The following is a 12,412-nucleotide window of genomic DNA, read 5'->3' as shown; positions in this document are numbered from 1 at the left end:
GCTACCTTAGCCGCCGGTCTTCTCATCGGCTGGGCTGTCGACCGTGCAGGAGACCGCCTGCACGGCCGCATCCGCGGTCGCGCGCTGACTTGGAAGCGCCGCGATGATCCGCACCACCACGAAGCCCTTGGCGTCGGCGGCGACGATGCGGACATCGTGGCTCACCTCGTCCTCGTCGGCATTGGCGAGCGCCTCGTCGTACTGGGCCCGCGTGAGGACAACCAGATCGAGGGCACCGCGCACGGCCGCCTGATCGGTGACCGCATAGAAGGCGCCACGCGGCCCATGCACCGCCAGGGACAGCATCAGGGGACCGGTGCGGGCAGAGACCCGCATCGGTCCCTCGGTCAAATCGAAGGCGCACAGGCCGACCGCGACCGCAGGATCGGGGATCGGCAGCCATGCCTCAACGGGGGGCGGCGCGTCACCGGTCGCCACCGTGTTCACCGGCATCGGATGGTCGAGGCTCTCTCCCGATCGTGCCCGGGAGAGGGCATCTCCCTCCGCCAGCCTCGGGATCAGCAGCACCGTGGCCACATGCACGAGGCCGGCGATCACCAGCCCCGACAGGGTGGCGACCAGAAAGCGTCCGCGCGGCGTCATGGGGCACATCCGGTTCGGGTGACGGCCGGTACCGCCGAGCGGTCCAGGTTGCCGGCACTGGCCGCCACGGGGGTGTCGTAGAGACGGAGCGCCAAGCGCACAGGACCCTTCGCGCGGGGCATCGGCAGCCAGTTGCCGGGCTGCACCTCGGGCGAAAGCGTGATGGCAAAATGCCCGTCGGTCTCGCGAAGGATCTCCGTGGAGGTGAAGCCTTCGCGCATCGGTGCTGCCTCCGAATCACGCGGCCCGCGCCCGGCGACCGTCACCGTCCAAGCGCGAGCGGGCGGCGTCACGCCCGCCACTTGGTAGGTGCACGCGGCGTCGAGGGTCTGCCCGGATTCGTCCTGCTCCGCGGTCAGCAGCATACCCTCGCCGATCGCCAGGGGGATCTCGCCCCGCCGGGCGTTGACCGCGCGGGCGTAGGGGTCCGCGCCCACAGAGCCAATCTTCGGCCAGGCCGTCCAGGCTCCGACCGGGACGCCCCCGAACGGATAGCCGCCCCGCGTGGCGTAATCGGCGGTGGCCAGCCCGATTCCGGCGCCAAGCGCCAGGGCGTAGAGCATCAGCGTCACGGTCGAGGCCCGGCGCACGCCGCGTCGCAGAGGTCCGGCAAGGCGTCCGGAAACTCCGCTCCGCAGCGGGCCAACGGTGCCTGTGCTTGTTGGCTGGGAAGCGGGCGGGCGGGTCTGGTCCGGGCGCAATCGCGCCACCGTCTCGGCCAATGTCATGCGCATCATCGCCAGTTACGGGGTGCCGATGCGGCCGCCAGCGCGGGTTCCCTCCGCCACCGCGCCCGGTACGCTTGCGGGCTGGAGGGCAGAGGTCTTCTCGGGCGCTCGCTCCACTTGGCGGAACAGGCCGTTCATGCTGCCAATGACCTCGAAGGACCGTCGCGAAAGCTTGCCGGCCGCACTCGCCGCGGCGTTGACGGGTGCCGCGCTCGGGCCGGCCTGGGCCACCGCGCGGCCCGGATCCTTCAGGCCCGGCATCGGCTTCAGCTCGATGCCCTGGTGTGCGACTTCCATGACGTCATGCCAGGTCATGGCGGGCAGCGAGCCGCCGGTCATCTTGTTGGTAGAGGTGTGATCGTCGTTGCCGAACCAGACGGCGCCGACATAATTGCCGGTGTAGCCGACGAACCAGGCGTCGCGATAGGCATTCGTGGTGCCGGACTTGCCCGCCACCTTGATGCCCTCCAGCGCGGCGCGCTTGCCGGTGCCTTCCTCCACCACCTTGGTGAGCATGTAGTTCATATCGGCGACCACCTGGGTCGACAGCACCTGCCGCATCGGCTCGTCGGCATGGCGATAGATCACCTCGCCGGACGAGTTCTTCACCTCCATCGCCGCGTAGGGCTTGGCCTTGCGACCGCCATTGGCGAACACCGCGTAGCCGGCGGCCTGATCGATGACGTTCACCTCGGCCGAACCGATGGGCAGGGAGACGGAATCGGTCAGCTGCGTGGTGATGCCCATAGCGTGGGCGGTCTCGATGATCTTCTTGCGCCCGGCGGCAGCCGCCCGGGCCTCGTGCGAGATGCCCATCGCCTTGCCGAGCGCGATCGAGACCTGAATCGGGATGGTGTTGATGGATTTGGCCACCGCCACGGTCAGAGTCGTGGCGCCCGAGAACGAGCGTCCGTAGTTCTGCGGGCACCAGTTGCCAATGCAGACAGGCCGATCGACGACGCGGGTATCCGGCCGATACAGGCCCGCGGCGAGGCCGGCCGCGTAGACATAGGGCTTGAACGACGAGCCAGGCTGGCGCAGCGCATCGGTGGCGCGGTTGAACTGGCTCTCGCCGTAATCGGCGCCGCCGACCATCGCCCGCAGCGCGCCATCGGGGTCGAGGATCACCATCGCGGCCTCGTCGACCTCGTACTGATCGCCGAGCCGGCGCAGGGTGTTCTGCACCACCTCGTCGGCCCGCCGCTGGATGGTGAGATCGAGCGGCGTCTTGACGGTGAGTACCCGGTCGCTGCGGAAGCGGCCAGCGTCGGCCATTTGCTTGATCTCGCCGAAGGCCCAGTCGAGATAATAGTCCGCCGTGATGTCGCGGGTGCGCGTTACGGGCGTCGCAGGGTTGCGCAAGGCCGTTTGGATCTGGCCCTCGGTGAGGAAGCCGGCCTCGACCATGTTGTGCAGCACATCGACGGCACGGGCGCGGGCCGCCGGTAGGTTCACATGGGGGGCGTACTTGGTCGGCGCCTTGAACAGGCCGGCCAGCATCGCGGCTTCGGCCAGGGAGATGTCCTTGAGCGGCTTGCCGAAATAATAGTCCGCCGCCGCCACGGCGCCGAAGGTGCCGCCGCCCATATAGGCGCGGTCGAGATAGAGCTTCAGGATCTCGTTCTTGGAGAGATGGCTCTCCAGCCAGAGCGCCAGGAAGGCCTCGTTGATCTTGCGCTCAAGCGAGCGCTCGTTCGTGAGGAACAGGTTTTTGGCGAGCTGCTGGGTGATCGACGAGCCGCCCTGGGTGTTGCCGCCGCCGCGCGAGTTCGACACCAGCGCGCGGGCGGTGCCGATGGGGTCGATACCCCAATGCTCGTAGAAACGCCGGTCTTCCGTCGAGACCAGGGCCTTGATCATGATGTCGGGAAAGTCGTCGAGCTTGAGCGAATCATCGTGCTTGATCCCGCGCCGCCCGACTTCGGTGCCGTAGCGGTCGAGGAAGGTCACCGCGAGATCCTGGGCCTTGAGCCAGTTGTCATTGGTCAGGTTGAAGGCGGGCTGCGCCAGCGCCAGCATCAGCACGGCCCCGCCGGTGCCGAGGGTCACCGCCTCGCTGGTCAGGTCTAGGGTGACGCGCTTCCAGCCCCGCACCGCGAACACGTTCATACGCTCTTGGAATCGCTCGTAGGTCTCGCCTGCCGAGCGGCCGCCATCGTACAGGCTCGCGTTCACCCAGGCATCAAAGGCCAGGGCGGCGTGCTTGATCCGCGTCGTCAGCGAGGTCGCTTTGGGCAGGCGCACCTGAGTTCCAGTCCTTCCGTACCCGGCGCCGGCACGAGGCCGGGTCACGCGATCCTAACAACACCTGCGCCCGGCCGCGAGGCTTCGTTGCTGACAACGCCTCGGCAAGGCGCAGAGTCCCGGCGTTGTGGACGATAACCTGGTCTTAACCTTGACGTCGGATTGGGGCGGGTCGGTGGCATCGGGAGGCTTGACTCCGCGCTGCGACGTCGTGCCTTGCGCCGGCAACGCTTGCCCGCAGGTCGGCGTTGCGGCACAGGAACGGATCACCCGGATTTTCGCCGCTCCCAGCCCAAGGTGTTCCCCATGCGGGACCGCTCGGCCGCGCGTTCCCAGACGCCGCAGGCCTTCCCCGAATCCCCTTCCGCCTCGGTCGACGAGCCGTTCTGGCGCACCAAGAGCCTGGAGGCGATGTCCCCGACCGAATGGGAGAGCCTGTGCGACGGTTGCGGCCGCTGCTGCCTCCTCAAGCTCGAAGACGAGGACACGGCTGAGGTCTATCACACGGATGTCGGCTGCACTCTCCTCGACGGCCATGGCTGCCGCTGCCGCGACTATCCGAGGCGCCAGAAGCGGGTGCCCGATTGCGTGCGCCTGACGCCCGAGGCGGTCCGCACGATCCCGTGGCTGCCGCCGACCTGCGCCTATCGCCTCATCCGCGACGGTCAAGACCTCTACGCTTGGCATCCCCTCGTCTCCGGACGCGCCGCCAGCGTGCACGAGGCCGGCATCTCCGTGCGGGGCCGGGTTTCCGGCAACGAGGAGGAGTTCACCGCCGACGAACTGCTCGATCGGATCGTGACCTGGCCCAACCGCACGCCCGACACCGAGGACGAGGCGGATTGATCGAGGGTCAAGCCTCCAACATCGACGGGACGGGGTTCTTGGCGATGATCCGGCGGGCTTCCGCCGCATCGCAATGCATCTGGACGATCAGGGCCTCGGCCCCGTCGAAGCGTACCTCGCCCCGGATGTAGTCGAGAAACTCCACCGCGATCGTCTGGCCGTACAGGTCTCCGGAGAAGTCGAACAGATTGACCTCGAGGAGAGGAGCGCCGTCGTCGAAGGTCGGCCGTCGGCCGTAACTGGCGACTCCGTCCGTCACCCGGCCATCCGGCAAGCGCACCCGTACCGCGTAGATGCCGTGAGCGAGTCCGCAATCCGTCAGCGCCACGTTGGCAGTGGGATAGCCCAGGGTACGCCCGCGCTTGTCGCCGTGGCGGACCTCTCCGGAGACGAACCAGCGATAACCGAGGAGCGCGTTGGCCTGCGCCACCGCGCCCTCGGCCAGGGCCGCCCGGATCGCGCTCGACGAGACCGGTTCCGCGCCTGCGCTCAGGGCCACGGGGGAAATGATACGGCAGGTCAGGCCGGCCTGCGTACAGAGGTCCGCGAGCACGGCCGGCGTGCCCTCCCGGCCCCGGCCGAAATGGAAGTCGTGGCCGATGACGACCCCTGACACTCCGAGGTCACGCACCAGAAGCTCCTCGACGAAGTCTCGGGCGCCGGTGCCCGCCAGGGTGGCGTCGAAGCGGCGTACGATCAGGCCGTCGAGACCGAGATGCGCGAATACGATCTCTTTAGCCAACGCATCGGTGAGACGGAACATGGGCAGGTGCGGCGCAAAATAAGCGCGCGGATGCGGCTCGAAGGTGAGCGCCACCGCTGGGCGACTTGCTGCCTGCGCCGTCTCGCGGACGGCGGCGATCAGAGCGCGATGGCCGAGATGCACCCCGTCGAAATTGCCGATCGCCGCGATGGCGCCAGCGATGGCGGGCGGTACTGGCTCGTCCTCGCGGCAGATTGTGAAGGGTCGCGCACGCGCGGATGCGGCGGGCGGGACGGCGGATTCGTCGCCAGACGACATCGGATCTCGACGGTTGCAGCAGACGGATTGGGCGCTGTGGCGGCGGAACCTGTCGAAATCCGGCCAGGGGGTCAAGCGCGTGGCCTGAGCCCGGAGGTCGCGGCGGCGATCGGCGGGGCCGAGGACCGGCGCCGGGCCTTCGCCTTGCGCCGCCCGATATAGAGCAGCAGTCCCGTCACCAGGAAGAGCGGCATCAACAGGGCCGCGATGAGGAAGATCGGCGGTCCGAGGGGGCCGAAGAAGCGGCCGCTATGCACGTCGAGCATGTTGCCGGCGATCCGGACGCCGAGCGGCCGTTCCCCACCGACCTCGCGCACCAGGATGCGCCCGGTGGCCGCCTCGATCCGGGTGTCGTCACGCCAGCCGTTCGGATTCTCCGAGCGGACGCGCACGGGACCCGTGAAGCCTGCCGGCAGGAGCAGGGTGGCGCGGATGAAATGGCCGTCCTGCACCGCGCGGAAGGCCGCCCAGGCCGTGTCGAGGGAGGGCGCACCGGGGGCGCCCAGGGCTTCCTCCTTCCGGCCCGGCGGCGGCTTGCTCTCAGAGCCGACCGACCGCGGTTTTTCCATGCCAGACTGCGGCTTGCCATCCGCCATCCGGGTGATGGTCTCGCCGCGCGTCAGCAGGGCGGTGACCACGTTGCGATACCCGTCGAAGGACCACCATAGGCCGCTCAGGGCGATGATTAGATAAATCGGCAGCACCCAGGTGCCGGCCACCGAATGCAACGACCAGTAGGTCGGTCGACCCCATTGGCGGAGGTTCGGCTTCAGCCAGATTCGCCAGGACATTACCTTCGGCCAGCGCAGGTACAGGCCGGTGCAGAGCAGCATGAGGAGAGCCAGCACGCTCAAGCCCGTCAGCGTCCGGCCCCAGCCCTTGCCGTCTCCCGAAAGAAGGAGCCAGCGGTGCAAGCGCCGGATGGTGGCGAACACCGTCTCCGTCCGCGCTGCGCCCAGGACGGTCCCGTCATAAGGGTCGAGATAGAGCGAGGGCGGACGCTGGTCGGTGGCGGGGTCGCGGCCGAGGCGCATCATCGCGGTGGTGCCGGGCTCGGCGGACAGCGTGAGGTTCACCACCGTGCCGCGGTGCCGGGCGTGGAACCGGGCGAGGAGCGCATCCGGCGTGAGCAGGTTTTCCGCCCGGGACGCGACCCGGATCAAGTCGGCGTCGACGAACGCGCCGATCGCATCTTCGTAGCTCAGGAGGGCGCCGGTCACGCCCGCCACCGCGAGGATCAGTCCGGCGCCGAGACCCAGCAGCCAATGGATCTGGAATAGGATCGCGCGAAGGCGCCTCACCAGGCCACCCGTGCGGTCACCAGGGCCTGGAACGGTTCGCCCACCGCGACCAGCAGGTTGCTCGCCCCCGACGAGGCATAATAGGTCTCGTCGAACAGGTTCTTCAGGTTGAGCTGGACCGTGGTCGGCAGGCCGTTCACCTGGGTCCGGTAGGCCAGGAAGGCATCGCTGACCACGTAGTCCGGCAGGCTGAAGGTATTGGCGGCGTCGCCGGGCCGCGCCCCGACGTAGCGGGTGCCGAAGCCGACTTCGAGGGAGCCCGGCCCGAGGCGGGTCGAGCCGAATTCCATCGCCTCCGCGACGGCGCCGAGCTGATGGGTCAGGAACAGCGAGGCCGTGACCCGCGGCGTGTTCTGGAGCTCCTTGCCGACGAGGACCGGATCCTCCGTGACGACGGCCTGTGTGAAGCCGTAGCTGCCGATCACGGCCCAGTCGGGCCGGATCTGACCCGCGAAATCGAGTTCGAAGCCGCGCGAGCGGACCCGGCCGGCGGTGGAGCCGAAGCGGTTGCCGTTGACCACCTGGGTGATCAGCACGTTGCTCTTCTCGGCGTCGAACATCGCGCCCGTGATAAGAAGCCCCTCGGCGACCTCCGCCTTGACGCCGACCTCATAGGCTTCGCCCTCTTCCGGCAGCAGCGTGCCGGTGACGTCGAGATCGGTCACGTTCGGGCGGAAGGATTGCGTGTAGCTGCCATAGAGCGAAAGGTTCGGCGAAAGCTTGTAGACGAGACCGGCGCGCGGCACCGGCTTCACACCGTTGATCGCGGTCGAGATAACGGCTGGGCGTCCCGCATAGGCGAGCTGGTCGTAAATCTGGGCACTCATCCCGCCAACCAGAATGAGCCGGTCGGTGAGGTGAAGAGAATCTTGCAGGTACAGGCTGGTGTTGCTGAGACGATCGCGGTTGTTGCTGGACGCGAGCGAGATCCGGTCTGAGGCGCCGAGCAGACCGTAGAGGGGATCGAACGGGTCGAAACCGCTCACGTTCGGCCCGCGCACACTGGTCTTCCGGTAGTAATCAATCCGTTCATACATCACGCCGGCCAGGAGGTCGTGACGCAAGCCGAAGGTATCGAAGCGTCCGATCAGGTCGAGGCGCGCAACGTTCGCGTTGAAGTCGCCTCCGCGCGTCGCATCTGCCCGGCGCGTCAGAAGACGCGTATTGGCGTTGTAGGAAACCGGCCGGATCTGATTGTCGTCGTAACCGAGGTTCGAATAGCTGTAGCCGAGATGTAGCTTCCAATCCTCGTTGAACCGGTGGTCGATATCGATCGTGGCGAGGTGGCTCATAGCCTCGACCCGGCTCACGCGCTCGTCGAAGCGGCGGTCGCGGGGCACCCGCAGGGGGCGGCCGGTGCGCGGATCGAAGGTAGTGCCCCGATCGAATGGGATGGTGTAGTGCGCGAACTCGTAGCCCACCGTCACGCTGGTCTCGTCGCCGCGCCAAGTCACGGACGGGGCCACAACCTGTCGGCGGATCTGTCCGAAGTTGCGCCAGTATTCATAGTCCTGGAAGTCACCAATCACGCGGTAGGCTAGGTTGGTGTCCTTGACCGGACCAGTGAGATCGGTTTGGACGAGGCCGCCGCCGAAGCTCGTCCCCGTCAGCTCAAGAGACCCGCTCGGGGTAAATTCCGGTCGCTTCGAGACGAGATTGATGAGGCCGCCGGGCTCGGAGATGCCGTAGAGGAGCGAGGCCGGCCCCTTGAGCACCTCAACCCGCTCGATAGAATGGTTGAAGTTCTGCTGTAGGACGGTGCGGCGCCCGTCGCGCAGGATCGAGCTGTCGCGGGAAGACCCGAAGCCACGCCTGATCACGGCCTCTTGCGTGCCGCCGAGACTGTTGGTCTGCACGACGCTGCTGACATTGCGCAGGGCCTCGTCGAGGCTCAGGACCCGCTGGTCGCGCAGGACGGCGTTCGGCACGACTGCGATGTTGGCCGGCGTATCAAGGAGAGCGGTCTCCGACCCTGCCCCGAAGCTCGTTCGCCGGGGGGTGTAGCCGAGAACGCCGCGACTGTCGCCGGCGATGTGGATCTCTTCCATTGCGACGTCCGAGAAGTCCGGCTGCTGCGCAGATGCGGACCCCGCGTGAAGCAGAAGGGCTACGCCTGAGAGCAACCCCGTCGCTCCCGCGGCTGCGCGGCTTGTGGAACGGCTGTGCCGGCGACGGCGGACGTGATGAGGCATGATCGCTCCAGATTGAGGCTCGATCTTCCGTAGGATAGTCTTTTATATTTGACAATATATCGGTGATATATTGGAATTAGTCTATTATAATCTGACTTATATCTCAAAATATAGATATGTTTCGCAAAATAAGCTGAATGCCAGATGGTCCCAAGCCGCTGTCAGGCCCACCTCCAGATCTTGACCCTTCCGTTGCGCGAGCCCATCCCGGTCCAGCTATGACCGACCCGCGCACGCACCATCTCTGGCGGCCCTATACGCAGATGCAGACGGCGGCTCCGCCGCTGGAGGCCGTGCGGACGCATGGCTCCCGCATCGTCCTCGCCGACGGACGCGAACTGATCGACGGCATTGCTTCGTGGTGGACCGCCGCCCACGGCTACAACCATCCCCACATCCGCGCCGCCGTGGCCGCCCAGCTGGAGGCGATGCCGCACGTGATGTTCGGGGGGCTCACCCACGCGCCGGCCGAGCGTTTGGCGGCCCGCCTCGCTGGCCTGTTGCCGGGCGACCTTGATCACGTCTTCTTCACCGATTCCGGCTCGGTCGCCGTCGAGGTCGCGCTGAAGATGGCGGTGCAGATGTGGGTCAACCGGGGGATCGCCGGGCGCACCCGCATCCTGGCGTTTCGCGAGGGCTATCACGGCGACACCCTCGGGGCGATGTCGGTCTGCGATCCCGACGAGGGCATGCACCGGCGCTTCGGCGCCTACCTGCCGGCCCAGGTTTTTTGCGATCTACCAAGGACAGCGGTGCAGGTCGCCACACTGGATGCCCGCATGGCCGCCGAGCGCGAGACCCTGGCGGCCGTCATCATCGAGCCCCTGGTTCAGGGCGCCGGCGGTATGCGGATGCACGCTCCGGACGTGCTGGCGACCGTCGCCCGCCTCGCGAAGCGCCATGGGCTGCCGCTCATCGCCGACGAGATCTTTACCGGCTTCGGACGCACCGGCACCCTGTTCGCCTGCGAGCAGGCCGGGATCGTGCCGGACATCCTGTGCCTGTCGAAGGCGCTCACCGGGGGCACCATGGCGTTGGCCGCCACGATCGCCACGAGGGCGGTGTTCGAGAGCTTCCTGTCCGACGACCCCGCCGCCGCCCTGATGCATGGGCCGACCTTCATGGCCAACCCGCTTGCCTGCGCGGCGGCCAATGCCAGCCTCGATCTGTTCGAGCGCGAGCCGCGCCTGGAGAAGGTCGCTGCCATCGCGGTGGCTCTGGCAGAGGGCCTGGAGCCGCTCCGGTACCTGCCCGGGGTGGCTGACATCCGCATTCTTGGGGCGATTGGCGTGATCCAGTTCCGGCAGGCCCCGGATCTCGCCGATCTTAAGCACCGGTTCCTCGCGCTGGGGACCTGGGTTCGCCCATTCGGCGACATCGTCTATCTCACGCCCGCACTTACCATTGCGTCCGAGGATCTGGCGCAACTCCTCGCGGCCATGCGGGCGGTGGTGACGGAGACCACCGCCTGATCGCGGCGGGTTCGGTCCGGCGCGCCTTGCAACCCGCGCCCGCGTCGCTCGTTGGGACTACGTTGCGCTGGCCCTGTGTTCTGAACCGCGTCGTGCAAGCCCGGTGGGGCGCGACGATCCTGGTTCCGGGCAGGGCCTGCGGCCAGACAGGCTGGAGGGTGCATCGTGGTGGATGAGGCGACGAACGCGAACGACGATCGGCCGGTGATCCTACTGGTGGAGGACGAAGCCCTGACGATCATGGACCTCGGCGACGTCCTCGAGAATGGCGGCTACGAAACCGTGCAATGCGCTTCGGCGGAACGTGCCCTCGGCATCCTCCAGGCCCGCCCCGACATCTGCGGCCTCGTCACGGATGTCGAACTGTCCGGCAAGACCAACGGCTTCGAGCTCGCTACGGCGGTGTCCGAGGCTCGTCCCCAACTGCCCATCGTGATCGTCTCGGGCCGCGCCGCGCCCGACCCCGAGCGGATGCCGAAGGGGGCCAAGTTCATCGCCCGACCCTGTACCGGCGAGGACATTCTCTCGCAGCTCAAGGGACTGCTGCCCTGCTGATGGGTTGCTGAACTTCAGGCCGTCGGGCTGCTGTGCGCGCGCCACCACGCGACCGTGTCGTCGAGTCCGCGCTCCAGGCTGAAGCGTGGGCGGAAGCCGATGGCTTCAGTGAGAATCCGGGTGCCCGCCTCGATGGCTGCCGGTTCTGTCGGGTTCAGGAGCCGGGCACCGTAGGCGAGGTGCTCCGCATTCCCGATCCGGGCGGCGAGACCATCGAGAAGTGCGCGCACCGGAACGGCCGTGCCCGAGCCGATATTCACCGGTCCAGTAACGTCGCTCGCCACGAGAGCGGCCAACGCGGCGGCCGCATCCGCGACATGCAGGAAGTCGCGGCGCTGGTGCCCGGTCGAGGTCGGGAACGATGTCCCGGTCATCAGTGCGTGGACCGCATCTGAGACGAGGCGTCCGCGCCGCTCGCCAGGACCGTAGAGGAAGAAGAGCCGTCCCCAGGCGAGGCGGATGCCATGGTTCTCCGCATAGGCCGTGAGGATGCGCCGGGTCCCATCCTTGGCCGCACCATAGAGGGTTGCGGGCTGGCACGGGGTCGTTGCTTCGTCGAATCGGGATGCGCCCCACGCGTATTCGGCACAGGTGCCGGCGCCGACGAAGCGCCGTCCGCCCTGCGCTGCGAAGGCTTTGGCGAGGTCCAGGGTGGCGGCGACCCAGTCGAGATTGCTGGCGGAGGTCCAGTACCGACCCGGCTCCGCGTCCCAGGCGAGATGCAGCAGGTGGCTTGGGCGAAGGTCCGCGATCAATGCGCGGCGCTCGTTCTCCACCAGCAGGTCGGCCGTGTGCATCGCCGTGCCGCCGAGCGGACGGCGGCCGACACCGTGCACCTCGAAGCCCAGGGCCTGCAGGGCCGGAACCGCGTGGCGGCCGACGAAGCCGGTGGCGCCGGTGATGAGGACACGGCCCGTCACCGGACCCAGTCCGGGTAGGTCAGGTCGCGCTCGGCGATCACCGTGATGGGCTCCGGCCACGCGACGTCCAGGGCCGGATCGTTCCAGCGCAGGCCTCGGGCGCTGCCGGCCACGTAGGGCCGATCGGTCATATAGAGCACTTCCGTGCCGTCGCTGAGGGCTTGGAACCCGTGGCCAAAACCCGTGGGGATGTAGAGGGCATGGCGGTTCAGGGCGTTCAGCTCGACCCCGTAGGCCTGCAGGTAGGTCGCAGAATCCGGCCGCAGGTCGACGATGACGTCGTGGATCGCGCCGGCCGTGCAGCGCACCAGTTTGGTCTCCGCGTGCGGCTCTGCCGAGAAGTGCAGGCCCCGCACGGTCCCGCGCCGAGCGTTGTAGGAGATGCTGGATTGCGCGAAGGCGCCGATCAGACCCTGGGCGGCGAAATCATCCGTGCAGGCGGTGCGGGCGAAAAAGCCGCGTGCATCGGCATGGGGTTCCGGGACGACCCGATACGCGCCAGCCAGCGGCAGGGCCTCGAAGCGCATCCG

The 12,412-nt window shown here is 67.7% G+C and carries 11 protein-coding genes; 3 read left to right on the top strand and 8 right to left on the bottom strand.

Features of this window, described 5'->3' with window-relative positions; genetic code table 11:
* Positions 1–6: 6 nt before the first annotated feature.
* The 3 genes from ACV7NL_RS03720 to ACV7NL_RS03710 are packed head-to-tail and all read right to left on the bottom strand — an operon-like array spanning position 7 to position 3,575.
* Positions 7–603: a DUF1254 domain-containing protein gene (locus ACV7NL_RS03720; protein ID WP_056182577.1), complete on the bottom strand. Its 597-nt coding sequence runs from the start codon at positions 601–603 to the stop codon at positions 7–9.
* A complete protein-coding gene (locus ACV7NL_RS03715; RefSeq protein ID WP_443136737.1) occupies positions 600–1,340 on the bottom strand; it encodes a DUF1214 domain-containing protein in 741 nt (246 codons plus the stop codon). The genes ACV7NL_RS03720 and ACV7NL_RS03715 overlap by 4 nt, the downstream gene beginning before the upstream one ends.
* A 6-nt stretch (positions 1,341–1,346) precedes the next feature.
* On the bottom strand, positions 1,347–3,575 hold the full coding sequence (locus ACV7NL_RS03710; protein WP_056182574.1) for a transglycosylase domain-containing protein: 2,229 nt from the start codon (positions 3,573–3,575) through the stop codon (positions 1,347–1,349).
* 306 nt (positions 3,576–3,881) lie between these two features.
* On the opposite strand from ACV7NL_RS03710, the gene ACV7NL_RS03705 reads away from it, so the two are divergent.
* Positions 3,882–4,421 (top strand): YcgN family cysteine cluster protein, encoded by a 540-nt coding sequence (locus ACV7NL_RS03705; protein ID WP_082504095.1) that lies wholly within the window; start codon positions 3,882–3,884, stop codon positions 4,419–4,421.
* Between the two features lie 7 nt (positions 4,422–4,428).
* On the opposite strand, the gene ACV7NL_RS03700 is transcribed toward ACV7NL_RS03705, so the two are convergent.
* The 3 genes from ACV7NL_RS03700 to ACV7NL_RS03690 form a co-directional block, all read right to left on the bottom strand.
* The gene (locus ACV7NL_RS03700; protein WP_247635109.1) at positions 4,429–5,442 is read right to left on the bottom strand and encodes a bifunctional riboflavin kinase/FAD synthetase; all 1,014 of its coding nucleotides are present in this window, start codon (positions 5,440–5,442) and stop codon (positions 4,429–4,431) included.
* Positions 5,443–5,513: 71 nt separating this feature from the next.
* Positions 5,514–6,743, bottom strand: coding sequence for a PepSY-associated TM helix domain-containing protein (locus ACV7NL_RS03695; protein ID WP_463354965.1), 1,230 nt, complete (start codon positions 6,741–6,743; stop codon positions 5,514–5,516).
* The gene (locus ACV7NL_RS03690; RefSeq protein ID WP_463354964.1) at positions 6,740–8,791 is read right to left on the bottom strand and encodes a TonB-dependent siderophore receptor; all 2,052 of its coding nucleotides are present in this window, start codon (positions 8,789–8,791) and stop codon (positions 6,740–6,742) included. Before ACV7NL_RS03690 ends, ACV7NL_RS03695 begins: the two co-directional genes overlap by 4 nt.
* A 362-nt stretch (positions 8,792–9,153) precedes the next feature.
* Between ACV7NL_RS03690 and ACV7NL_RS03685 the strand changes: the two genes are divergently transcribed.
* Both ACV7NL_RS03685 and ACV7NL_RS03680 read left to right on the top strand, forming a co-directional pair.
* Complete coding sequence (locus ACV7NL_RS03685; RefSeq protein ID WP_463354963.1) at positions 9,154–10,407, top strand: adenosylmethionine--8-amino-7-oxononanoate transaminase; 1,254 nt, start codon at positions 9,154–9,156, stop codon at positions 10,405–10,407.
* Between the two features lie 165 nt (positions 10,408–10,572).
* Positions 10,573–10,962 (top strand): response regulator, encoded by a 390-nt coding sequence (locus ACV7NL_RS03680; protein WP_244476991.1) that lies wholly within the window; start codon positions 10,573–10,575, stop codon positions 10,960–10,962.
* A gap of 14 nt (positions 10,963–10,976) precedes the next feature.
* Here ACV7NL_RS03680 and ACV7NL_RS03675 read toward each other — a convergent pair whose 3' ends face one another.
* Positions 10,977–11,882, bottom strand: coding sequence for an NAD-dependent epimerase/dehydratase family protein (locus ACV7NL_RS03675; protein WP_056182556.1), 906 nt, complete (start codon positions 11,880–11,882; stop codon positions 10,977–10,979).
* The gene (locus tag ACV7NL_RS03670) at positions 11,879–12,409 is read right to left on the bottom strand and encodes a dTDP-4-dehydrorhamnose 3,5-epimerase family protein (RefSeq protein WP_463354962.1); all 531 of its coding nucleotides are present in this window, start codon (positions 12,407–12,409) and stop codon (positions 11,879–11,881) included. The genes ACV7NL_RS03675 and ACV7NL_RS03670 overlap by 4 nt, the downstream gene beginning before the upstream one ends.
* Between the last annotated feature and the right edge of the window lie 3 nt (positions 12,410–12,412).

This window comes from Methylobacterium sp. Ger2507, from assembly GCF_055231875.1.
Note: the sequence above shows the minus strand (reverse complement) of the source record. Positions and strands in the feature narration are given on the sequence as shown.